The following is a 21,603-nucleotide window of genomic DNA, read 5'->3' as shown; positions in this document are numbered from 1 at the left end:
TGGCATCGACATCGGTAAGATATCCTGTGGTTCGATGAGGTAAACGCAGTGGATATCATTGCCGATCGGATTAGTGAGATAAAATAATGTTAAACCATATTCCATAACCAAAAGTAATAACATATGGATTGATATAACAAAAATGGCCATAACTTTGCCAAAAAACGATTAATTGATGGAATTAATCTGAGCAAAGAACTCATCGAAGCCAAAAAAAATCCGCTGCGATGAGGCAGCGGATTCGGATAACCTTGAGCGAATAAATCCGCTGCGGGTTATTTCAATTCCAGTTCGTTCATCGCAGCGATGCTGAAACCGCCGTCAACGTGCAGGATTTCACCGGAAACGCCAGCCGCCAGATCGGAACACAGGAAAGCGGCGGAGTTACCCACGTCTTCGGTGGTTACGGTGCGACGGATGGGGGTTACGGCTTCGCAGTGAGCCAGCATTTTACGGAAATCTTTGATACCAGATGCCGCCAGAGTACGGATTGGGCCAGCAGAGATACCGTTAACGCGAACGCCTTCAGGACCCATAGCGTTAGCCATGTAGCGCACGTTCGCTTCCAGAGAGGCTTTCGCCAGACCCATAACGTTGTAGTTAGGGATCGCACGCTCAGCGCCCAGATAAGACAGGGTCAACAGCGCGGAATTCGGGTTCAGCATAGAACGGCAAGCCTTGGCCATCGCCACGAAGCTGTAAGAGCTGATGTCATGAGCAATACCGAAACCTTCACGGGTCACGGCGTTAACATAGTCGCCATCTAACTGGTCTGCTGGAGCAAAACCGATAGAGTGAACGAAACCATCAAACTTAGGCCAGGCTTTTCCCAGTTCAGCAAACATGGCGTCGATGCTGGCATCTTCAGCTACATCACAAGGCAGGATCAGGGTAGAACCCAGCTCTGCCGCAAAGCCTTCAACGCGGGATTTAAGTTTCTCGTTCTGATAGGTGAAAGCCAGTTCAGCGCCTTCGCGGTGCATTGCTTGTGCAATACCGTAGGCAATAGACAGTTTGCTGGCGACGCCAGTAATCAGAATGCGTTTGCCGGTTAGAAAACCCATAGCAGTAATCCTTGTGGTCATTGTTGCGTGCTGACGCGAGTGGTGACGAATATTAAAACAATTTGTTGAAACATCGACTTAACCAGCGCGTTTTGCGTTAATAAACCGAGCGATTCTATCACGCCCGGACTGAATATGGTGCTTTTCCACTGCTCCGAGCAGTGGGGACGCCTAAAAGCGCCCGCCGTCACGTCGCCAGGCATCGGCGGTGAGCGCCTCGCCAAAGTGGCTGGCAATCAGGCGCTTGGTCAAATCGTGTAGCGGGGCGGCTAGCACTTCGGCGGTGCTGCCACGTTCAACGATTTCGCCTTCATGCATCACAATCACCTGATCGCTGATGTGCTTCATCATGCCCAAATGCTGCGTCACGTAGATATACGCTATGCCATGTTTGTCCTGCAATTCCAGCATCAGGTTGATAATTTGTGAGCGCATGGACATATCCAGCGACGCCAAGGCTTCGTCCGCCACTATCACTTTCGGCTGTAAAATCAGGGCACGAGCCAGAGCGATACGCTGTTTCTGCCCGGAGGCCAACATATGCGGGTAATAGTTAGCGTGATCTGGCAACAAACCGACCTGCCGCAACGTTTGATAAATACGCTGTTCACGGGCGTTGGCGTCCAGATCAGTATTCAGTTTCAGCGGTGCATCCAGCAACTGGCCGATCCGCTGACGGGGATTCAGCGAGGTACTGGGATCCTGAAAAATCATGCGAATTCGTTGGCTACGATAAGCGTAATCACCGTAGCTTAATCGATGATCGTCGATGAGCAGCTCGCCTTCGGTTGGTTCAATCATACCGGACAGCATTTTCGCCAGCGTAGATTTACCGGAGCCGTTCTCACCGATGACCGCCAGCGTCTGGCCTTCCCGCAGGGTAAAACTGACGGATTTCACCGCTTCAACGTGTTGACGACGAAACAGGCCGGTGCGATAGCGGAAGGTTTTGCTCAGATTGCGCACTTCAAGCAAGGTTTCGGTCATCACGGTTCCTCCAGATTCAGTGGGAAGTGGCAGGCATAGGCGTGAGTTTTTGCCATCCGCAGACGCGGGGTTTCAATACAGGTTTTTTGCGCGTAAGGGCAACGCGGCCCCAAGCGGCAGCCGATAGGCAGATGTTCCAGCGAGGGAATCGCGCCGGGCAAGGTATTCAAACGGCTTTTATGGGGCAAAGAGCGGCCAAAATCCGGCATGGCGCGGATCAGCGCCTGAGTATAAGGATGGTGCGGGGCGGCCAGTAATTCTTCGCAGACTGCACTTTCCACCGTTTGCCCACAGTAAAGTACGTTTACCCGGTTTGCCCATTTACTCATCATTTGTAAATCATGACTGATCAGCAAAATGGTCGTGTTGTTATTCTGATTCAATCGTGCCAGCAATCGGAAAATCTGCGCCTGCGTAGTGGGTTCCATGGCGTTGGTCGGCTCATCGGCAATCAATAACCGTGGCTGATTGGCCAGCGCAATAGAAATCATCACTTTTTGGCATTCCCCTTCGGTTAATTCGTAGGGATAACTGCGCATAATGTCTTTGTGATCTTTAATTCCGACGCGGTGTAACAGCTCGATAGCCCGGCGTTTACGCCAATGAAATCGTTGCCACCAGCGGCCTTTATAGGTCCAACCCGGAATGGCCTGAATGAGCTGCTTACCGATATTTTCCGAAGGATCCAGGCAGGACTGTGGTTCTTGAAAAATCATCGAAATATTATGGCCGATCACCTTACGCCGTTGGCGTGGGCTGAGCTGGAGCAAGTCGATATCATCAAAGCGGAAGCGGTCGGCGGTGATTCGCCAATTATCTTTGCTCACGCCGCAAATTGCTTTGGCAATCAAGCTTTTTCCCGATCCTGATTCGCCGACTAAGCCGCGAACTTCGCCTTCTGTCAAGGTCATGCTGACGCGATCGACGGCTTTTACCGGCCCTTCGGCGGTCATAAATTCAATAGTGAGATTGCGGATATCCAGTAACGGCATTATTCCACTCCCTCGATAATCGCCCGGCGCATACCGTCACCTAACAGGTTAACCAATAGCACACTCACCAAAATCGCCGCGCCCGGTAACATCACGGTCCAAGGTGCAACGTAGACCAAATCCAGCGAATCCCCCAGCATGGCGCCCCATTCTGGCGAAGGTAACTGCGCGCCGAGATCCAAAAAGCCCAGAGCGGCAATATCCAGAATCGCCATCGAGAGGGCGCGGGTAAACTCGGTCACCAGCACGGCGGCAATATTGGGGAAAATGGCATACAGCAAAATATAAGGCGTTGAAGCGCCGTCCAGCCGCGCCGCAACCACGTATTCTTTATCCAGCTCATCATGAACTGCGCTGTAAATCGTTCTAACCATTCTCGGCAGCAATGCTAACCAGACCGCAAACATGGCGTGTTGCAGGCTTGGGCCAACGAAGGCCACCACAATGATCGCCAGCAGTAGAGACGGAATAGAAAGCAGGGTATCTAATATATGATTCAAAATCGCGGAGCGAAAACCGTGAGTGACGCCCGCCAGCACGCCTAACACCACGCCGCACAGGGCGGCGGCAACGGTCACTAGCAGCGCTGAACCATAGGTGGAGGCTGCGCCGGTCAATAAACGGCTAAGAATATCGCGGCCGAGATCGTCGGTGCCGAGGAAGAAGGAAACATTCCCGTAGCGAGACCAGGACGGCGGTAGCAATTGATAGCCGAGAAATTGCTGATCCAAAGCATAGGGTGCCAGCATATTGCCAAACAGGCACAGCAAAATCAGGGCAATAACCCCATAAAATCCGGTCATTGCCAAAGTGTCGGCGTAGAAAATGCGCCAGGTATACAGCAGGGGGCTAGGCATTTTCTTTTCGCGGTAGACATTATCGAAGGGCATACCATTCCTTATGCTTTAACGGGCTCATCATCGCCCCCAAAATATCCGACAACACGTTAATCACGATCACCAACGTTCCCACCACCATTACGCCAGCAGAAATCGCCGCATAATCTTGCTGACGGATGGCGTTAATCAACCAGCGTCCCAGCCCCGGCCAGCTGAATACCACTTCGGTAATCATAGCCAGCGTCAACATGGTGGAGAACTGCAAGCCCAATTTGGGAATAATCGGCGGCAGGGCGTTGTGCAGCACATGACGACGAATAATGGTCAGCCGCGACAGCCCGCGGGTCGCAGCGGCTTTGATATAATTTTGCCCGATCACATCATCGGTACTGATGCGCATTAAACGAATGACTTCCGTGGTTGGCGCCACGGCCAGCGCGGTTATCGGCAGGATCATATGCTGCAAGGCGCTATATATCATTTCCTTGCGATAAGGGGAATTGGATAGCCAGGCATCTACCAGTGCCAGCCCAGTCACGGGTTTGACCTGATATAACAGATCGAAACGCCCGGAGACCGGCAGCCAGCCCAGATGCAGAGAGAAAAAAAGCATCAGCAGCAGCGCCAGCCAGAATACGGGGATGGAAAAACCGATCAGTGCCAGAGAACTGATAGCGACATCCGGCCATTTTCCTCGCATTACACCGGCAATAATACCCAAAGGAATACCGATGAATAGCGCGAGGCTGAATGCTAATACGCAGAGTTCCATCGTGGCGGGAAAAGCTTCCCGCAGCTGTTCGCTAATCGGCTGGCCGTTAATGCTGGAAACGCCAAAATCCCATTGCATCAGGCTATGCAAATAAAAACGGTAGGCATCGAACAGGGAAGCGCCGCTCAATGGGCCGTGGGGCGTAAAATAGCTCAGACTAAAACTCACCAGCGACAGCATGATTAGCGTGATAACTAATAACAACAGGCGACGTAAGGTAAAGATAATCATGGTTTTTTACCCTCGTCACTTTCGCGGAACACCCCGGCAAAGGACGCATTGCCAAAGGGACTGAGCACCAGACCTTTGATGTCGTAACGATACGCCTGTAGCCGCAAGGAGGAAGCCAGAGGCAGCAGTGGCAACTGTTGCTCCAAAATGCGCTGCGCCTGTTGGTAATAGTCAATGCGTTCCGATATCTGCTGCGATCGCAGAGCTTTTTGCAGTAATTCATCGAAAGCTGGGTCACACCAGTGAGCATAGTTGGTTTGCGAGCGTATTGCAGCGCAGCTTAATAACGGGCGGAAGAAACTGTCGGGATCATTACTGTCCGTTGACCACCCGGTGAGCGTGAGGTCATGGTTCATTTCCATCAACCGCGCTTCCTGAAAACGTCCCTCCACCGGCACGATATTCACAGTAATGCCAACCTGCGCCAAATCCGCCTGTATCAGTTCGGCGGTTTTTAACGGGCTGGGATTATAAGACTGCGAAGCAGTTGGCACCCACAGATTCAGCTGTAACTGTTTGATCCCCAACTCTTTCAGTATTTCTCTGGCTTTGCCGGGATTGTATTCGGTTACCTGCGCGTGGTTATCGTAAGCCCAGGAGGCGCGCGGCAGAATCGATGCGGCGGTTTCTGCGGTGCCGTAATAAATCGACTGCATCAGCCGTTGATTATTAATCGACAAAGCGACGGCCTGACGAACGCGTTCATCGTTCAACGGCGGTTTACGGGTATTAAATGCCAAATAGGCGATATTCATGCCCGGTCGCAGTGTCAGGCGTAAACGCGGGTCATCTCGCAAAATGGACAACTGACTGGCCGCCGGATAGGCCAGTACGTCACATTCGCCGGTCAGTAATTTAGACAAGCGACCGGTGCCACCAGCGCCCAGATCGATAATGACCTGCGGCATACGCGGCAAGCCCTTCCAATAATTACTGTTTCGAGAAAGCCGAATATATTGACCAGAACGATACTCATTGAGCATAAATGGTCCGGTACCTAAGGGTTCGCGGTCAATCTGCTCTTTTTTGCCTTTGGCAGCCAGCATATCGCCGTATTCAGCGGAAAGCACCGGCGCGTAATGGGTGGCTAAATGCCACAGGAAAGAGGCATCTGGCGCTTTTAGGCGGAATTCTACCGTGTAATCATCCAGTTTTTTCACGCTCTGTACTGCGTCGGCAAATTGCAGGCTATCAAAGTAGGGATAATCCCCGCCGTTAACGTTGTGGTACTGATGGTTTTGGTCAAATACCCGTTGGAAGCTAAAGACAACGTCGTCGGCGTTCATCATGCGCGTCGGCTTAAACCACTCGGTGGTTTGGAAAGGCACATCTTTACGCAAATGGAAACGGTAAGTAGCACCGTTGTCCAGTACTTGCCAGCTATCAGCAAGCTCCGGCACCAAACGATAGGTATAAGGGTCAACGTCTAGCAGGCGATCGTAAAGCTGTGCCGCTAACGTATCGATGGTTAAGCCACCGCTGGCCATCTGTGGGTTGAAAGTATTCAACACGCCACTGACGCAATAGACGAAACCCCGCTGGCGGATATCCGGCGGCGGTTGAATCGCTTGGGGGGCTGGCTGAGTTTGTGCCAGCGCTGGTGTCGCTAGACAGCCAAGCGACAGCAGCCAAATGAGTAAACCACGCATAAAACGCTTCAACTGTAAGTAAGCAATAGACTTAGTGTACCGTAAACTGGTTATCCCCCCAATCCATTGAGCAAAACAACTCACTGATCTCAGGGATATTGCTGTAATTATGCGCAAAAGCGCCGAAAGAGAGCAAAAAAACGCAACTTCGATATGTTATACTATAACAATTGCATGTTACCTTTATTTGATATTAATAAAGCACACATAGAGGACGACATGAAAATAGCTGCGAATCAATCGCTAACGGCGTTACCAGATGTACAATCTTCATACATTGATTTTGGCAATATGGAGCTGGATTGGGTCGGCATGGAAGGCATTGCGTTACCGTTAGACATCGTTGGCAGGCCGCTATCTGCAAAAGTGAATGCCGGGATTGGTGTCAAAGCTAAAGGGCAGAGCAAGGGAATTCATATGTCCCGTATATACTTGGCATTAGATGAATTGACTCAAGGGGAATTAACGCCCCAGCGCATTCACACCACGTTAGCCGCATTTTTAGCTTCTCAACCCGATCTAGCCGCCAGCGCTAGCTTGCATATTGCCAGCGATATTTTTATCTCGCGACCGGCGATGTTATCCCCGCAAAGAGGCTGGAAGGCCTACCCACTGACGATTGACGCCCAGCTCGAACAACAGCTTCAGCTCCGGCTATCTCTGTCCGTACCTTATTCTTCCACTTGTCCCAGCTCGGTAGCGTTGAGTATTCAGTCTGCTCAGCAGCAGTTTCAACTGGATTTTGAACAGCAGGAAAATCTGACCCAGCAACAGGTGCTGGATTGGCTTGGAACGCAGGGAATGCCAGCAACGCCGCACAGTCAACGCAGCTGGGCAAGAGTGACGGTGTCACTTAAATCCACTGAGATGAATTTTCCGGTACTGGAATTAATTAACCAAATTGAAAATACGCTGGGAACACCGGTACAAACTTTAGTGAAACGTCAGGATGAGCAGGCGTTTGCATTGGCTAATGGACAAAATCTGATGTTCTGCGAGGACGCGGCGCGCCGTTTGTACGCCATGTTGCGTAAGCAATGCCGCTATTCGGCATTTTCAGTTAGGGTGGAGCATCAGGAAAGCCTGCATGCCCACAACGCCGTCGCCGTTATCAGTAGCGAGGGTATTAATCATGCGGCGTAAAAATCCTTTCGGCCAGTGACCTCAGATCAGATCGGTGCGCATTCTAACATTCAGGATGGCATGGTGATTCATTCTAGACGTGGGGCCGCAGTGACCAGAGGCGGCTACAGCTCGATCGCAAATCGTGCCATCGTTCGCGGCTCTTGTGTTTATACCGATTGGGGGGAAATAACAGCAATTATAACCCCATTACTCATTGTGTCATTCTAGCTTTACGTTGCACGATAATTGAGCAATTGCTGCTTTTACCGTCCTTTCCTATAGTTTTTGGTTATCACAATACTAGTGGGCACTCTCATCGTATCAAGGTGAATAATTCTGAACGCATCACTATAGGAATTAATGATGAATCAGCAAACCGTCCCATCCTGGATGGCGAAATGGTTGGACACACATTTCGCTCATTCTCCACTTACACCTCCCGCTCACCCTATGGTTGATGCCGTTATTGAGGGTATTGACGGACGCAAGATAGTGATTGGCGAACGTGAACTGATTGATTTTGCCTCCTGTAACTATCTGGGTTTGGATCTAAATCCGCAGGTTCAGGCGTCAATATTACCTCTGGTGCGTCAATGGGGTACTCATCCGAGCTGGTCGAGAATGCTTGGTACGCCCACGCCTTATAGGGATATAGAGCGCGAGTTAGCGGCCTTGACCCAAGCGCCGGATATATTGGCCTTTCCGACTATCACTCATATCCATCTTTCAGTGATTCCTTTCCTCAGCGGTACTGGCGCAATTTATCTGGACAGTCGGGCCCATAAAACCATTTACGACGGTTGTAAAGTGGCGCAGGGGCAAGGTGCTACGCTGATTCGCTTTAAACATAACGATGCCGATGAATTAGAACGATTATTAGCTAGTAGCCCCGTGCCGCCGCGCTTAATTTGCATGGACGGGGTGAATAGCATGACCGGCAATCTGCCGGATTTAGCGCGTTTTGCCGAGATAGCCCGGCGCTGGAACGTCATCCTTTATGTGGATGACGCCCACGGTTTTGGTTTGATAGGTGAAAATCCCGATGGAGAAATGCCGTGGGGGTATAAAGGGAACGGTATCGTTCGCCACTGTGGGTTGAGCTACGACAATATTCTGCTGGTGGCGGGTTTATCCAAATCCTATTCATCATTGTTGGCTTTTATGGCGCTGCCGACGGTATTGAAGGAAATGATTAAAGTTGCCGCGTCGCCTTATCTGTATTCGGGGCCATCCCCGGTAGCTTCGCTGGCCACAACACTGAGTGGTTTAGCGGTTAACGCCCAAAAAGGAGAGGAATTACGTCGCGATCTGCATCAAATGTGTCGACAATTGCTCAAAGGGTTAGCCGATCTTGATATTTTTACATTGAATAATTCTGAATTACCTATCATGGAAATACCGCTGAAAGATCCACGGCAAATTATGGCGTTAGGCAGTTATCTGTTTGAGCGCGGAGTTTATGTCACGCTGGCGCTATATCCGCTGGTACCCAAAAAAGAAGTCGGTTTCCGCGTGCAGCTCACCGCGGCCAATAATCCCGATCAGGTACAGCATTTACTGGCAGTGCTGGCAGAATCCGCAAATCGCTTCGAGTTTTATTCCTGCTCGGACGCTGTGAAACAGGAGGCCGGTTAAATATGAACTCACTCAATAAATTGCGGGCGAAGTATGCGGGAAAAGACGCTTTTACCATTCATGATGAAAATTATCGTCAGGTGGCAGAAACCTTCTTCCCTGATGCTAAGGCGCAGGCTACATGGGCGTTTGACCATATTTCCACTTTTCTCGATTTACCGTTCCGTTCGCCGGATCAATGGCAGGGAACCGACGTTGGAATTTTGGGCGTTCCCATGGATCTCGGCGTGACGCATCGCGCTGGTGCGCGTTTTGGCCCTAAAGCGCTGCGCGTTGCGGAACGTATCGGGCCTTACGATCATGTGCTGAATCTTGCGCCAGCTCGGTTACTTAGCGCCGCCGATCTGGGCGACGTGGTGTTTAGCAACCGTTTTGACCTCACGCAAGCCCATTTGGATATACAAAATACGCTATCTCGCCTGAAAGCGTCAGGCATTTTGCCACTGTCAGTGGGAGGCGATCATTCCATGACGCTGCCAATTTTGCGGGCTTTGGGGGCAGAGCGGCCGGTTGGTGTGATTCATTTTGACGCTCATTGTGATACCGCCGGTCTTTTTTACGGCAATCAGCATCACGGTTCGCTGTTTCGTCAGGCGGTATTAGACGGTGTGATAGATCCTTGCCGCACGGTGCAAGTTGGAATTCGTGGCCCGGATGAGTATTTTTGGGAGTTCTCTCGCGATTCAGGCATGACAGTGATCCATGCGGAAGCCGTTTTTGAGCGTGGCGTTCACTCTATCGTTGAGCAAGTGAAAACCGTTGTAGGGACTGGGCCGGTTTATATTAGCGTAGATATTGATTCTCTCGATCCCAGTTTTGCTCCGGGCACCGGAACGCCGGAGGTCAATGGGTTACTGCCGCGAGAATTATTTGGCATGTTAAGAGGGTTGGCCGGCGTCAACATGGTTGGTGGAGATATCGTTGAGGTCGCGCCGCAGTATGATCCTACCAGTAATACGGCGAATCTAGGGGCGCAGATTCTATTCACGTTACTGTGTCTGGCTACGCTTAGGCAGAATAACGATCGATAAATTTGAGTGTTAATCCATTTCGGCCGTTACCTTGAAGCAGACAGGATTCCAGACAGAGAATAGGGGTATCGGATTAGGTTAAAACATAACGTGAAGAGGATAATTGAAGAGCCACAATATCGTTGTGGAAATGAGAAAAATTCTCAACAAAAGTATTTACAAGTGCTAGTGATAACCATTATCATTGTTTCGCACTTCAGGAAGAGGCCGCCAGTAGGGAGCTTCTGATAGAAAGGCACGACATTGCTCACATTGCTTCCAGTGTTTTTTAAGCCAGCTCGGGTGCTGGCTTTTTTTTTTACTTGCGATTAACTTTTCAGCTTATTCGCATCTTTTATGCCTCGGATTTCCACGTCATTAGCCCTGTTTTATATCATTCTGCCTGATATAAATAAGCGAAAATAAATAAGCGAAAAATTATGGTCGCTAGCTAGTCATTCGCCGATTCTTCGTTATTCTCATCTGTGGCGGCTTGCAATATCGAGTGTTTTTTCAGCATTCCCCGTAACTGATGATAGGTCAGCCCTAATAAATCCGCCGCCTTCCTCTGATTGAAACGCGCCTGCTCCAGCGCTTGCATAATTAACTGTTTCTCGCCGTTTTGTAGCCAGGCTTTGAGGTCAACGGGGAGCGCGGGCAGGGAAGCCGTTTCCGTTGGAAGGTGGGGTTGGGTATTCTGATGGGCAGCAAACGGGTTGATAATTATAGTGTCTAGCAGATCCGGGCTATCGCCGTGGCGATAAACCGAGCGCTCCACCACATTTTTCAGCTCTCGCACGTTTCCCGGCCAATGATAACCCAGCAGCTGGCTTTTGGCCTGTAGAGTAAAACCGGGGAATAATTGCAGCCCAAGTTCGCGGCACATTTGGATTGCGAAATGCTCCGCCAGCAGCATGATATCTTGCTGTCTCTGGCGTAGCGGCGGCAGTTGCACCACGTCGAAAGCCAGACGATCCAGTAAATCCGCCCGAAACTTTCCTGCGGCGGCCAGAGCGGGTAAATTATCATTGGTGGCGCAAACTAAACGCACGTCAACCTGTAACGGCTGGCTACCGCCGACTCTCTCCAAATGGCCATATTCAATGACTCGCAGCAGTTTTTCCTGTACCAGCATTGGGGCGGTAGCGAGTTCATCGAGAAACAGCGTTCCCCCATCGGCGCGTTCAAATCGACCTAAATGGCGCTTTTGCGCGCCGGTAAAGGCACCGGCTTCATGACCAAACAGCTCGGAATCCAGCAGATTTTCATTCAGCGCCGCACAGTTCAGCGAGATAAACGGCCCCTGCCAACGATTCGACAGATAATGCAAACGGTGAGCAATCAATTCCTTACCCGTTCCGCGTTCGCCAATCACCAGTACGGGTTTATTCAATTTGGCCAATCCCGAGACTTGCTCAAGCACCTCAACAAAGGAATTTGCTTCACCTAGCAGGTTTTCAAGTTGTTCGCTCATAGTGAGATTCGCTAATAGTTGGTTAAAGTAATCACTCTACCTTTTATGCTGAAATTAGCAATAAAGTTATTTTCCCTTTTAATTCATGATGATATTTGATTTTCTAAAGTTGGCATGACTTTTGATTATCCTATAGCCAGAGCTGTATCTGTACCGGTGAGACTTGCTCACTGAACAACCGGCGCATAGAGTCGCCCACATGATTAAAGAGGATGTGAACAATGGGTATTTTTTCTCGTTTTGCCGATATCGTGAATGCCAACATCAACACGTTGCTAGATAAAGCCGAAGATCCGCAAAAACTGGTTCGCCTGATGATTCAGGAAATGGAAGATACGCTGGTAGAAATTCGCTCTACCTCTGCTCGCGCGTTGGCGGAAAAGAAACAGCTAATGCGCCGGATTGATTTGGGTGAAAGCCAGCTGGTTGAATGGCAGGAAAAGGCCGAGTTGGCGCTGCGTAAAGATAAAGAAGACTTGGCTCGTGCCGCTTTGATTGAGAAACAGAAAGTGGCTTCCCTGATCGAAACCCTACAGCGTGAAGTGGCTACCGTAGACGAAACGCTGGATCGCATGAAACATGAGATTGGCGAGCTGGAAAGCAAACTGACCGAAACCCGCGCCAGACAGCAAGCGCTGACTTTACGTCATCAGGCTGCCTCTTCTTCTCGCGATGTTCGTCGCCAGTTGGATAGCGGTAAGCTGGATGAGGCAATGGCTCGTTTTGAGCAATTCGAACGCCGAATTGATCATATGGAAGCCGAAGCGGAAAGCGTCAGCATCGGTAAAAAGAAGTCACTGGAACAAGAGTTTGCAGAATTGAAAGCCGATGATGAAATCAGCAGTCAGTTAGCGGCGTTAAAAGCAAAAATGAATGCTCCAGAATAATAAAGAGTAATAAATGTGGGCCGTTATCCCAAAAGGTTACGGCCATATTATTACTCGAATCTTGCGGCTATGATGATTGCATTGCCGTTGATAAGAATAAATAAGGGGAAAGAATGAGTATTCTGTTTTTAGCTATTCCGCTAACCATTTTTGTGCTGTTTGTCGCACCGATCTGGCTCTGGCTACATTACAGCAATCGCCAACAAAGCGGCACCCAGCTTAGCCATCAGGAAATGCAGCGTTTAGCGCAGTTAGCTGATGATGCGCGCCGTATGCGCGAACGTATTCAGGCGCTGGAAGAAATTCTGGATGCAGAACATCCGAACTGGAGGCAATCATAATGACCGGTTTGTTTAGTGGAAAAAAACTGTACCGCGTGCCGGAAGAAGGCATGGTGAAAGGGGTGTGCGCCGGTTTAGCGCATTATCTGGATATTCCGGTCAAACTGGTACGTATTATTGCCGTGTTATCGATGTTTTTCGGCCTGTTTGTTTTCACCATCGTAGCCTACCTGGTGCTGACTTATATGTTGGACCCAGTACCGGCCAGCACTTTTATGGATGAGGACTATCAAACTCCTCGCCAACTGCTGGATAAACTGGATTACGAATTAAGCAGCGGAGAGCAACGTTTGCGGCAAGTAGAGCGTTACGTTACTTCGGAAACTTTTGGTGTTCGCAGCAGATTTCGTCAGCTATAACGAATCCGCAGCGCAATGAATCGGTAATTCATGCGGCCAGTGGGCTGATTTATGACTTTTACCGAGCTGAAATTCGAAAAATGACCTGCCGGAGGGCATAAATGATGAAGAATAACGTCGCCACTCAGCGGTCAGGTGTAGTATTGAAAACGCTGGTTAAAGTGATTATTACCGCAGCATTAAGCTACGGCCCGGCCGGTGCCACGGCCTGGATTTTACGCAGTGTGAGCCGTAAACCGCTGCGTTGGGCGCTGGCTGTGTTGTTGGAACCGTTATTGAGACGCGGTTTAGGTGCGGTATTTGGCCGATTTGCAAAGGAAAAGCATGAAACGACTGCAAAATGAGATCAGCTCTTTAGTTAACCGCGGGATGGACCGCCATTTGCGACTGGCGGTGACCGGCCTGAGTCGGAGCGGTAAAACTGCGTTTATCACCGCGTTAGTCAATCAATTATTACATGTACACAGCGGGGCGCGTTTACCGCTGTTTTCTGCCGTGCGCGAAGATCGCTTACTCGGCGTCAAGCGGGTGCCTCAGCGGGATTTGGGTATCCAGCGTTTTAGATATGACGAAGGTCTGGCCTCATTGTACGGTACGCCCCCGAGCTGGCCGACGCCGACTCGCGGCGTGAGTGAAATTCGTCTGGCTCTGAAATTTAGGTCGAATGACTCGGTTTTACGTCATTTCAAAGAGACATCGACCTTGTATCTGGAAATCGTCGATTACCCAGGTGAATGGCTGCTGGATTTGCCCATGTTGGAGCAGGATTACCTCGAATGGTCGCGGCAAATGGGCGGTTTGTTACAGGGTAACCGTGCCGAATGGGCTAAACCGTGGTTGGAATTGTGCAAACAGTGCGATCCTTTGGCTCCGGCGGACGAAAATTTACTTGCCGCGATTGCTCAGGCCTATACCGAGTACCTGATTCGCTGTAAGCAAGAAGGGCTGCACTTTATTCAGCCGGGGCGCTTTGTGCTCCCCGGTGATATGGCCGGCGCGCCTGCATTGCAGTTCTTCCCTTGGCCAGATATCACCGCGATTGATGAGTCTCGTTTAGCTCAGGCAGACAAACACAGCAATTTGGGTATGTTGCGCGCGCGGTTTAATTACTACTGCCAATCAATCGTAAAAGGTTTTTATAAAGAACACTTTATTCGGTTTGATCGACAGATCGTCCTGGTGGATTGCCTGCAACCCTTGAACAGCGGGCCGCAAGCCTTTAACGACATGCGTCTGGCATTAACCCAGCTTATGCAAAGCTTTCATTATGGAAAACGCACGCTATTTCGTCGTTTATTCTCCCCCTGTATTGATAAGCTGATGTTCGCTGCCACTAAAGCCGATCATGTAACTGCGGACCAACATGCCAATCTGGTGTCATTGCTCCAGCAATTAGTGCAGGAGGCCTGGCAAAATGCGGCGTTCGAAGGCATCAGCATGGATTGTGTCGGGCTGGCGTCGGTACAGGCCACGGAAAGCGGTATGATCGATCATAATGGCCAGCGAATTCCGGCATTAAAAGGTCATCGTCTGGAAGACGGTGCGCCGCTGACGGTGTTCCCTGGCGATGTTCCGGCACGTTTGCCCGGCCCGGCATTTTGGCAGCAACAGGGCTTCCATTTTGATCAGTTCCGTCCACAACAAGTGCACGTGGATAGCCCATTGCCGCATATCCGACTGGATGCGGTGATGGAGTTTTTATTGGGAGATAAACTGCGATGAATGAACCATTGAAACCACGGATAGATTTTCAACAGCCATTGCAGCCGGTCGAAGAGCCAAAGTTAAAAACGGGGCAGACCTTTAGTGGCTCCGCGGCCGAGAATTTTTTGCCGGTTGATCCGGTTCTGGACGCGGACGAAGCGGAAGGGCGTGCGGAAGGTCTGGTAAGCGCGGCGCTTAAACCAAAACGCAGTCTATGGCGAAAAATGGTGACGGCAGGTCTGATGCTGTTTGGCGTGAGCGTCGTGGCGCAGGCGGTGCAGTGGGTTAATCAGGCGTGGCAGCAGCAGGACTGGATAGCCTTGGGCACCACGGTAGCCGGCGGACTGATCGTTTTTGCCGGGATTGGTTCGGTTGTTACCGAATGGCGGCGGTTATATCGGCTGCGCCAGCGCGCGGAAGAACGTGACGTGGCGCGGGAGTTACTGGTAAGCCACGGTTTGGGCCGTGGGCGCCAATTCTGCGAGAAACTGGCGCGTCAGGCGGGTTTGGATCAGGGACATCCGGCGTTACAGCGCTGGCAAGCCTCGCTGCATGAAACGCATAACGATCGGGAAGTGGTTGAACTCTATGCCAAATTAGTACAACCGACGTTGGATAATCAGGCTCGATCTGAAATAAGCCGCTATGCGGCAGAATCGGCGCTGATGATCGCCGTCAGCCCTCTGGCGCTGGTGGATATGGCTTTTATCGCTTGGCGAAACATTCGATTAATCAATCGTATTGCCGCGTTGTATGGAATTGAACTTGGCTATTTCAGTCGTTTACGCCTGTTCCGTTTGGTTTTACTGAATATTGCCTTTGCCGGTGCGTCGGAATTAGTGCGGGAAGTCGGTATGGACTGGCTATCGCAGGATCTGGCCGCGCGTTTATCCGCTCGGGCGGCGCAGGGAATCGGTGCGGGTTTACTCACCGCGCGTTTGGGGATCAAAGCGATGGAGTTATGTCGCCCGCTGCCCTGGATGGATGATGATAAGCCAAAACTGGGGGATTTCCGTCGTCAATTGATTACGCAGCTGAAGAATACGCTGCCTAAGAAAGACAAACAGCGCTAAGGCCATTTATTTCGGGCTATTTGAGGCGCGGGTCGAAACTGAAGTCGAGTGGGGTGACGCTGGTGAGACAAGGGGGGAAATCACGATGTTTGGGATTAACCAGCACATTTCTCTCCAGCGGCACCAACGTAGATGGAACCAGTAATCCCACGGAGGAAACTGAGCTTAACCATTCCGTGCCGATATCCATCGTCGCCACCGGAGCCGGATCGTCTCGCCATCCTCGAGGCCAATCTTCCTGTTGCAAGGCCATAATAGCGTTATCCGGAATCGCGATTTGAAACAGATTAAAATCGTTCAGAGTGGCGCTATCTTCAACATGAACCAGTGTTTCCAACATTGCTAGAGAAATACTGCTGGCCAGATAAATCGCGCTGTGGCCTTTATGATTCCAGCGACCACCGTAGGTTTCCGCTCCATAACCCGACCAGGCCGTAGCGGCAAAACGATTATGGACAATCCGGTATAGCATCAAAACTGTAGCTCCATTACGTAAAGACGCCATGTTCCAATCGACCAATCAGGTCACATATTTCCAACGCTCCGGTTTCGGTTTCCAGCAGGGAATCGGGAGTGCGATTGCCCAAACCTCTCACAGGCGTTGACATCCATGCTGTGGCCTTGGGGCGATCTCCGCCGAACAAATCTACCGCCGCGTCCATAACTCGGACAAAACGAGCAATACGTTCACTTTCTTCTGGAGTAAATCGTCCATCATTAGTGCGACGGCGTGTCAGGCTGCGGCTGGGAATACCGGTGGCACGCAAGATTTCGGCCTTTGGCATCGCTGCCCACAGATGGATCGTATCAATAACGTCGACGGAAAAACCGAGCTTAATACTGTCTACCAACGCGGTGCCGCGGCTGGCGGGCAGCCCGATTTCACGCCATAACGCGCTGACTCTAGTGGTCGGGCTTGGGTGGTAACTTCTCATGCAACCTCCTCGGTCAACTGGCTACCTTTACTATAGCCAGTTGGCGTATTGATTGCAAAGTGTCACCTGTGCTTGACAGGACGGCCGCTTCTACGAATATATTATATTCATCTGCATAATTGATTTTGAAGATAATATCACCCTGAGATTCTTCAACAACGACGGGGATAATGCCTTCATATCGCTATAAAAAAGACCAAATGAAGACAAATGAAACGAAAAAGAGGATTCCTGTCAACTTTTGCTGACAGATCTCTTCATCAGGGCGAAGGGACAGGGTATTATCAAACTTAGTCATCCCGTACTGCAAAGATAAGGTCAATACTGATGCGCTTGGAAGTGTTTTGCGAAGACCGGATAGGTCTCACCAGAGAGTTACTCGATCTCCTGGTTTTACGCAGCATTGATTTACGGGGGATCGAAATTGATCCTATCGGCCGTATTTATCTGAATTTCTCCAAATTGGATTTTGCCGTGTTTCAGGCGCTGATGGCGGAAATTCGGCGTATCGACGGGGTTACCGACGTGCGCACCGTTCCTTTCATGCCTTCTGAGCGTGAGCACCGCGCGCTGCGCGCCTTGCTGGAATCCATGCCGGAGCCTGTTTTTTCCATCGATCTTAAAGGCAACGTTGAACTGGCTAACCCGGCGGCTCGCGAGCTATTTTCTTTTAACGAAGAGAAAATTCGTCATAAGACTATGGGTACGCTGCTGGGGGGATTTAATTTTTCCCACTGGTTTGAGCGGGAAGAAACCACGCCTCATACCGAACGAATACTGATTCACAGTCAGGATTACCTGATGGAAGTGACACCTATTCATTTGGTGGATGAAAATCAGCATAACCAAACGGTAGGTGCGGTGGTGATGCTGAAATCGACCGCGCGTATGGGGCAGCAATTGCAAACCCTGTCGGTTAACGATGACAGCGAATTCAGACAAATTGTCGCCGTGAGCAGCAAAATGCGTCAGGTTTTAGACCAGGCGCGCAAATTGGCGATGTTGGATGCGCCGCTGTTGCTAATTGGTGATACCGGTACCGGTAAAGATCTGCTGGCCAGAGCTTGCCACTTGCGCAGTCCTCGCGGCAAAAAACCTTTCCTCGGTCTGAATTGTGCATCGATGCCTGACGACGTGGTAGAAAGCGAGCTATTTGGCTATGCGCCGGGCGCCTATCCCAATGCGGTGGAAGGTAAAAAAGGATTCTTTGAACAGGCTAACGGTGGCTCGGTTCTGTTGGATGAAATCGGTGAAATGTCGCCGCGAATGCAGATCAAACTGCTGCGTTTCCTCAACGACGGCACTTTCCGTCGGGTAGGAGAAGAGCATGAAGTCCACGTGGATGTTAGGGTTATCTGCGCGACGCAGAAGAATTTGGTGGAATTGGTTCAGCGCGGTGAATTCCGCGAAGATCTCTATTATCGCCTAAACGTGCTGACCATCACACTGCCTCCATTACGCGAGCGCCCAACGGATATTATGCCGCTGGTGGAACTCTTTGTCGCCCGTTTCTCTGATGAGCAAGGCGTACCACGGCCGAAGTTGTCACCGGAACTTAACGGATTCCTCACGCGCTACGGCTGGCCGGGTAACGTTCGTCAGCTTAAGAATGCCATTTATCGGGCTTTAACTCAGCTAGATGGCGTAGAACTGCGCCCACAGGACATTATTCTGCCGGAATTTGAAGTGGAGATGTCGTTGGGGGATGAGGTGCTGGACGGTTCGCTGGACGATATTAGTAAGCGTTTCGAACGTTCGGTATTAACCCGCCTTTATCGTAATTATCCGAGTACGCGTAAATTGGCGAAACGCTTAGGCGTTTCCCATACGGCGATAGCCAATAAGCTGCGGGAATATGGATTGAGCGGCAGCCGTCGCCCGGCCGTGGATGAAAACGAAGAGAGCCAAGAATAAGAACCAAGAATAGAGGGTATTTCAGCAATGGCTGCTATTTATCGTTAAATAACGTTTATCGTTAAAAAAACGGCTGACGCGATGTCAGCCGTTTTGCTATCTGCGTTGAGCTATTATTTCAGCGCGGCTAATGCGGCATCGTAATCAGGCTCACTAGTGATTTCATTCACCAATTCGCTGTAAATTACGTTGTCATTGCCATCCAGCACCACAACGGCACGGGCGGTCAGTTCGGCTAATGGACCTTCGGCAATTTCAACGCCATAGGCTTGTTTGAATTCAGCGCCACGCAGGGTGGACAGAGTCACTACGTTACTCAGGCCTTCAGCACCGCAGAAGCGTGATTGGGCAAATGGAAGGTCAGCGGAGATACAAAGAACAACGGTATTCTCAAGCTCGCCAGCCAACTGATTGAATTTACGCACGGAAGCGGCGCAAACACCGGTATCAATGCTGGGGAAGATGTTCAGAACTTTGCGTTTACCGGCAAAATCGCTCAGAGAAACGGCAGAAAGATCTTTAGCGACCAAAGTGAAGTCTTTGGCTTTCTCGCCGGCTTGCGGAAGTTTACCCGCTACGGCAACAGGATTGCCTTGAAAATGTACGGTCTGTGTCATTTAAGATTCCTTTACAGATATGTAACACGGATTTCAGTTTAAGGTAACAATAGGCAATTGCATATAAGAAATTCTCTAAACAATTGTATATATTGATGAGTTAGCCTGCTATTCCTTAGGTTCAGCGATCACATAGCTTGGGAGCCATTATGAGAACGATGCGTTTTTACCCAGAATCCTGGCCGTTACACACCGCGTTCGTTATTTCGCGTGGAAGCCGTACTGAAGCCAAGGTTGTGGTGGTCGAAATAGAGCAAAATGGCATTCGAGGCGTAGGTGAATGTACTCCCTACCCACGTTATGGGGAAAGTGAATCTTCCGTGATGGCGCAGTTGGCATTGGTTGCCGATGCGATCGAATACGGCATTTCCCGCGATGCGTTACAGCAATTATTGCCGGCGGGTGCGGCGCGTAACGCCGTTGATTCGGCTTTATGGCAACTGGAATGCGGGCTGACTCGAAAAAACTTGTGGCAATTGAGTCATACCCAGGCTCTCGATGCTATCTCAATGGCGCAAACCGTCAGTATCGGTACGCCGGAGTCCATGGCTTACAACGCGCGTTTGCTGTCACAGCAGGGCGCAAAGCTGTTAAAAATCAAACTGGACGATCATCTGATTGCGGAGCGGTTAGTGGCCATTCGTGCCGCAGTGCCGGAGGCTATATTAATTGTTGATGCCAATGAATCCTGGCAACCAGAAGGCTTGGCCGCGCGTTGTCAATTATTGGCAGACCTCGGTGTTGCCATGCTGGAACAGCCATTACCTGCGGATAAAGACGAGACTTTGCAGCATTTTATTCATCCGCTGCCTATTTGCGCCGATGAAAGCTGTCATACGCGTGAAGATTTGCAGGGATTGGTTGGACGCTATGAAATGGTCAATATCAAACTGGATAAAAGCGGTGGTTTAACCGAGGCTTTACTGCTGGCCGAGCAGGCAAAAGCCCTGGGTTTTGAAATGATGCTGGGCTGTATGCTATGCACCTCGCGGGCTATTCGCGCCGCGTTACCTTTGGCACCCGTAGCTCGGTTTATCGATTTAGATGGCCCAACCTGGTTGGCCAGCGACGTCGCGGAAGGATTGAATTTCTCCTGTGGCGCGATTAATCAGTTGGCCAGTTAATCCCAAGGCTAGGGTCTGGTGAGAAGGGCAATCATCGCTGCCAGATAGCTCTCGCTGGCGGCGTCGGCTGAAATCGGGGGAAACTCAGCGGTGATACAAGGCAGGGAAATATCTGCACACCAACTGCCGAATGACCCTGGCGTGGCATAACCCACGTTGGTTAAGAGTGGCAGATCAAATTGTTCTGACAACCAATGACCTAGCGGTGAACTATCAGGATCTTCAATGCAGGCCAAAGGCTCGTGGAAGGAAACGACCCACGCTGGAGCCAGTTCTCCAATAATCTGACATAGCGCTTTGGTTTCCAATTCTGAACCCGCCTCGCTTCCTGTTGATAATAAAACGTCCCGTTCGGTGGCCGCACTGTTCCAGCGGTAAACCGTCTCGCCGGATTGCCAGTTTTTAGCTGGAAAATTCCGGTTGAGATCGACCCCGTTGGCGTTGGCGCGTAAACCGAGCTGACAGCCGTCTGGATTGACCGCCAGAATCACATGGTGGCGCAGTTGTTCGGTAGAAATGCTGCGTAACGCGCAGGATAGCGTAATGACCGCGGCCGTTTCGTCACCGTGGGTACCGGCGATAATCAGCCCGGTATCTGCCGCCGGCGTTTGAGCGGGGAAGTAAAGCAGCGGGGCACCTAAAAACGAACTGCCGTAGAGCTTTCCTAGTGGTGGTAAATGGCCGCGAAGTGGGCGGGGACGAAGCTGTGTCATGGGGTTCTCTTTAGATGTCTTGGTTCGGCAGTCATGAAATTATCACTTAACTTCTTCCGATACAAACGCCGCCGTATTCGGTGATTATTTGGCATAAACCGCACTATTAGCTATTGATATCTAATAAGTAATAGATTTGAAAATAATGATAGGTTAGA

General features: G+C 50.6%; 22 protein-coding genes and 1 pseudogene. 12 read left to right on the top strand and 11 right to left on the bottom strand.

Features of this window, described 5'->3' with window-relative positions; all coding sequences use genetic code 11:
• Positions 1 to 275: 275 nt before the first annotated feature.
• The 6 genes from fabI to sapA all read right to left on the bottom strand — a co-directional run bounded on the left by fabI (position 276) and on the right by sapA (position 6,534).
• On the bottom strand, positions 276 to 1,064 hold the full coding sequence (gene fabI, locus ACQ4OC_RS03955) for an enoyl-ACP reductase FabI (RefSeq protein WP_064513913.1): 789 nt from the start codon (positions 1,062 to 1,064) through the stop codon (positions 276 to 278).
• Between the two features lie 171 nt (positions 1,065 to 1,235).
• A complete protein-coding gene (sapF, locus tag ACQ4OC_RS03950; protein ID WP_049600232.1) occupies positions 1,236 to 2,051 on the bottom strand; it encodes a putrescine export ABC transporter ATP-binding protein SapF in 816 nt (271 codons plus the stop codon).
• Positions 2,051 to 3,043, bottom strand: a complete 993-nt coding sequence (sapD, locus tag ACQ4OC_RS03945) for a putrescine export ABC transporter ATP-binding protein SapD (protein ID WP_049600234.1) — start codon at positions 3,041 to 3,043, stop codon at positions 2,051 to 2,053. The genes sapF and sapD overlap by 1 nt, the downstream gene beginning before the upstream one ends.
• A complete protein-coding gene (sapC, locus tag ACQ4OC_RS03940; protein WP_064513909.1) occupies positions 3,043 to 3,933 on the bottom strand; it encodes a putrescine export ABC transporter permease SapC in 891 nt (296 codons plus the stop codon). Before sapC ends, sapD begins: the two co-directional genes overlap by 1 nt.
• Complete coding sequence (gene sapB / locus ACQ4OC_RS03935; RefSeq protein WP_064513907.1) at positions 3,920 to 4,885, bottom strand: putrescine export ABC transporter permease SapB; 966 nt, start codon at positions 4,883 to 4,885, stop codon at positions 3,920 to 3,922. The genes sapC and sapB overlap by 14 nt, the downstream gene beginning before the upstream one ends.
• On the bottom strand, positions 4,882 to 6,534 hold the full coding sequence (gene sapA / locus ACQ4OC_RS03930; protein WP_430970950.1) for an ABC transporter substrate-binding protein SapA: 1,653 nt from the start codon (positions 6,532 to 6,534) through the stop codon (positions 4,882 to 4,884). Before sapA ends, sapB begins: the two co-directional genes overlap by 4 nt.
• Positions 6,535 to 6,753: 219 nt before the next feature.
• Between sapA and folE2 the strand changes: the two genes are divergently transcribed.
• The 4 genes and pseudogenes from folE2 to ACQ4OC_RS03910 all read left to right on the top strand — a co-directional run bounded on the left by folE2 (position 6,754) and on the right by ACQ4OC_RS03910 (position 10,325).
• A complete protein-coding gene (gene folE2 / locus ACQ4OC_RS03925; RefSeq protein ID WP_120805539.1) occupies positions 6,754 to 7,677 on the top strand; it encodes a GTP cyclohydrolase FolE2 in 924 nt (307 codons plus the stop codon).
• Between the two features lie 30 nt (positions 7,678 to 7,707).
• A pseudogene (locus ACQ4OC_RS03920) lies at positions 7,708 to 7,836 on the top strand (carbonate dehydratase); the annotation flags it as partial.
• A 183-nt stretch (positions 7,837 to 8,019) separates the two neighbouring features.
• Positions 8,020 to 9,294: an aminotransferase class I/II-fold pyridoxal phosphate-dependent enzyme gene (locus tag ACQ4OC_RS03915; protein WP_084414294.1), complete on the top strand. Its 1,275-nt coding sequence runs from the start codon at positions 8,020 to 8,022 to the stop codon at positions 9,292 to 9,294.
• A gap of 2 nt (positions 9,295 to 9,296) precedes the next feature.
• On the top strand, positions 9,297 to 10,325 hold the full coding sequence (locus ACQ4OC_RS03910; RefSeq protein WP_064513900.1) for an agmatinase: 1,029 nt from the start codon (positions 9,297 to 9,299) through the stop codon (positions 10,323 to 10,325).
• Between the two features lie 430 nt (positions 10,326 to 10,755).
• Here the strand turns inward: ACQ4OC_RS03910 and pspF are convergent, their stop codons facing one another.
• A complete protein-coding gene (gene pspF, locus ACQ4OC_RS03905) occupies positions 10,756 to 11,778 on the bottom strand; it encodes a phage shock protein operon transcriptional activator (protein ID WP_064513899.1) in 1,023 nt (340 codons plus the stop codon).
• A gap of 221 nt (positions 11,779 to 11,999) precedes the next feature.
• On the opposite strand from pspF, the gene pspA reads away from it, so the two are divergent.
• The 6 genes from pspA (at position 12,000) to ACQ4OC_RS03875 (ending at position 16,142) form a co-directional block, all read left to right on the top strand.
• On the top strand, positions 12,000 to 12,665 hold the full coding sequence (pspA, locus tag ACQ4OC_RS03900; RefSeq protein WP_064513897.1) for a phage shock protein PspA: 666 nt from the start codon (positions 12,000 to 12,002) through the stop codon (positions 12,663 to 12,665).
• Positions 12,666 to 12,778: 113 nt separating this feature from the next.
• The gene (gene pspB / locus ACQ4OC_RS03895; protein WP_049600249.1) at positions 12,779 to 13,006 is read left to right on the top strand and encodes an envelope stress response membrane protein PspB; all 228 of its coding nucleotides are present in this window, start codon (positions 12,779 to 12,781) and stop codon (positions 13,004 to 13,006) included.
• Positions 13,006 to 13,365 carry an envelope stress response membrane protein PspC gene (gene pspC, locus ACQ4OC_RS03890; protein WP_162975155.1) on the top strand — a complete coding sequence of 120 codons (360 nt, stop codon included), beginning with the start codon at positions 13,006 to 13,008 and terminating at the stop codon, positions 13,363 to 13,365. The genes pspB and pspC overlap by 1 nt, the downstream gene beginning before the upstream one ends.
• Positions 13,366 to 13,466: 101 nt before the next feature.
• The gene (gene pspD / locus ACQ4OC_RS03885; protein ID WP_179207942.1) at positions 13,467 to 13,709 is read left to right on the top strand and encodes a phage shock protein PspD; all 243 of its coding nucleotides are present in this window, start codon (positions 13,467 to 13,469) and stop codon (positions 13,707 to 13,709) included.
• The gene (locus ACQ4OC_RS03880; protein ID WP_430970948.1) at positions 13,690 to 15,087 is read left to right on the top strand and encodes a YcjX family protein; all 1,398 of its coding nucleotides are present in this window, start codon (positions 13,690 to 13,692) and stop codon (positions 15,085 to 15,087) included. The genes pspD and ACQ4OC_RS03880 overlap by 20 nt, the downstream gene beginning before the upstream one ends.
• Entirely contained in the window at positions 15,084 to 16,142 is a 1,059-nt protein-coding gene (locus ACQ4OC_RS03875; RefSeq protein ID WP_430970947.1) for a TIGR01620 family protein, read from the top strand. The genes ACQ4OC_RS03880 and ACQ4OC_RS03875 overlap by 4 nt, the downstream gene beginning before the upstream one ends.
• Positions 16,143 to 16,158: 16 nt before the next feature.
• Here ACQ4OC_RS03875 and ACQ4OC_RS03870 read toward each other — a convergent pair whose 3' ends face one another.
• Together ACQ4OC_RS03870 and ACQ4OC_RS03865 are read right to left on the bottom strand one after the other, a co-directional pair.
• Entirely contained in the window at positions 16,159 to 16,617 is a 459-nt protein-coding gene (locus ACQ4OC_RS03870) for an RES family NAD+ phosphorylase (protein ID WP_064518274.1), read from the bottom strand.
• A gap of 13 nt (positions 16,618 to 16,630) precedes the next feature.
• Complete coding sequence (locus ACQ4OC_RS03865) at positions 16,631 to 17,077, bottom strand: DUF2384 domain-containing protein (protein WP_064513889.1); 447 nt, start codon at positions 17,075 to 17,077, stop codon at positions 16,631 to 16,633.
• A 327-nt stretch (positions 17,078 to 17,404) separates the two neighbouring features.
• Between ACQ4OC_RS03865 and tyrR the strand changes: the two genes are divergently transcribed.
• On the top strand, positions 17,405 to 18,991 hold the full coding sequence (gene tyrR, locus ACQ4OC_RS03860; protein ID WP_064513887.1) for a transcriptional regulator TyrR: 1,587 nt from the start codon (positions 17,405 to 17,407) through the stop codon (positions 18,989 to 18,991).
• A gap of 113 nt (positions 18,992 to 19,104) precedes the next feature.
• On the opposite strand, the gene tpx is transcribed toward tyrR, so the two are convergent.
• On the bottom strand, positions 19,105 to 19,608 hold the full coding sequence (gene tpx, locus ACQ4OC_RS03855) for a thiol peroxidase (RefSeq protein ID WP_430970946.1): 504 nt from the start codon (positions 19,606 to 19,608) through the stop codon (positions 19,105 to 19,107).
• Positions 19,609 to 19,757: 149 nt separating this feature from the next.
• On the opposite strand from tpx, the gene ycjG reads away from it, so the two are divergent.
• Positions 19,758 to 20,732: an L-Ala-D/L-Glu epimerase gene (ycjG, locus tag ACQ4OC_RS03850; protein ID WP_064513882.1), complete on the top strand. Its 975-nt coding sequence runs from the start codon at positions 19,758 to 19,760 to the stop codon at positions 20,730 to 20,732.
• Positions 20,733 to 20,740: 8 nt separating this feature from the next.
• Here ycjG and mpaA read toward each other — a convergent pair whose 3' ends face one another.
• Positions 20,741 to 21,445 carry a murein tripeptide amidase MpaA gene (mpaA, locus tag ACQ4OC_RS03845; protein ID WP_064513880.1) on the bottom strand — a complete coding sequence of 235 codons (705 nt, stop codon included), beginning with the start codon at positions 21,443 to 21,445 and terminating at the stop codon, positions 20,741 to 20,743.
• Positions 21,446 to 21,603 lie beyond the last annotated feature (158 nt).

Source organism: Yersinia sp. J1, from assembly GCF_050586585.1.
GTDB lineage: Bacteria > Pseudomonadota > Gammaproteobacteria > Enterobacterales > Enterobacteriaceae > Yersinia > Yersinia entomophaga.
This window is presented reverse-complemented; position numbering and strand designations above follow the sequence as displayed.

Excerpts from the sequence above, each read along its gene's own strand:
- fabI (WP_064513913.1), bottom strand. The coding sequence starts at position 1,064 with ATGGGTTTTCTAACCGGCAAACGCATTCTGATTACTGGCGTCGCCAGC.
- sapF (WP_049600232.1), bottom strand. The coding sequence starts at position 2,051 with ATGACCGAAACCTTGCTTGAAGTGCGCAATCTGAGCAAAACCTTCCGC.
- sapD (WP_049600234.1), bottom strand. The coding sequence starts at position 3,043 with ATGCCGTTACTGGATATCCGCAATCTCACTATTGAATTTATGACCGCC.
- sapC (WP_064513909.1), bottom strand. The coding sequence starts at position 3,933 with ATGCCCTTCGATAATGTCTACCGCGAAAAGAAAATGCCTAGCCCCCTG.
- sapB (WP_064513907.1), bottom strand. The coding sequence starts at position 4,885 with ATGATTATCTTTACCTTACGTCGCCTGTTGTTATTAGTTATCACGCTA.
- sapA (WP_430970950.1), bottom strand. The coding sequence starts at position 6,534 with ATGCGTGGTTTACTCATTTGGCTGCTGTCGCTTGGCTGTCTAGCGACA.
- folE2 (WP_120805539.1), top strand. The coding sequence starts at position 6,754 with ATGAAAATAGCTGCGAATCAATCGCTAACGGCGTTACCAGATGTACAA.
- ACQ4OC_RS03915 (WP_084414294.1), top strand. The coding sequence starts at position 8,020 with ATGATGAATCAGCAAACCGTCCCATCCTGGATGGCGAAATGGTTGGAC.
- ACQ4OC_RS03910 (WP_064513900.1), top strand. The coding sequence starts at position 9,297 with ATGAACTCACTCAATAAATTGCGGGCGAAGTATGCGGGAAAAGACGCT.
- pspF (WP_064513899.1), bottom strand. The coding sequence starts at position 11,778 with ATGAGCGAACAACTTGAAAACCTGCTAGGTGAAGCAAATTCCTTTGTT.
- pspA (WP_064513897.1), top strand. The coding sequence starts at position 12,000 with ATGGGTATTTTTTCTCGTTTTGCCGATATCGTGAATGCCAACATCAAC.
- pspB (WP_049600249.1), top strand. The coding sequence starts at position 12,779 with ATGAGTATTCTGTTTTTAGCTATTCCGCTAACCATTTTTGTGCTGTTT.
- pspC (WP_162975155.1), top strand. The coding sequence starts at position 13,006 with ATGACCGGTTTGTTTAGTGGAAAAAAACTGTACCGCGTGCCGGAAGAA.
- pspD (WP_179207942.1), top strand. The coding sequence starts at position 13,467 with ATGATGAAGAATAACGTCGCCACTCAGCGGTCAGGTGTAGTATTGAAA.
- ACQ4OC_RS03880 (WP_430970948.1), top strand. The coding sequence starts at position 13,690 with ATGAAACGACTGCAAAATGAGATCAGCTCTTTAGTTAACCGCGGGATG.
- ACQ4OC_RS03875 (WP_430970947.1), top strand. The coding sequence starts at position 15,084 with ATGAATGAACCATTGAAACCACGGATAGATTTTCAACAGCCATTGCAG.
- ACQ4OC_RS03865 (WP_064513889.1), bottom strand. The coding sequence starts at position 17,077 with ATGAGAAGTTACCACCCAAGCCCGACCACTAGAGTCAGCGCGTTATGG.
- tyrR (WP_064513887.1), top strand. The coding sequence starts at position 17,405 with ATGCGCTTGGAAGTGTTTTGCGAAGACCGGATAGGTCTCACCAGAGAG.
- tpx (WP_430970946.1), bottom strand. The coding sequence starts at position 19,608 with ATGACACAGACCGTACATTTTCAAGGCAATCCTGTTGCCGTAGCGGGT.
- ycjG (WP_064513882.1), top strand. The coding sequence starts at position 19,758 with ATGAGAACGATGCGTTTTTACCCAGAATCCTGGCCGTTACACACCGCG.
- mpaA (WP_064513880.1), bottom strand. The coding sequence starts at position 21,445 with ATGACACAGCTTCGTCCCCGCCCACTTCGCGGCCATTTACCACCACTA.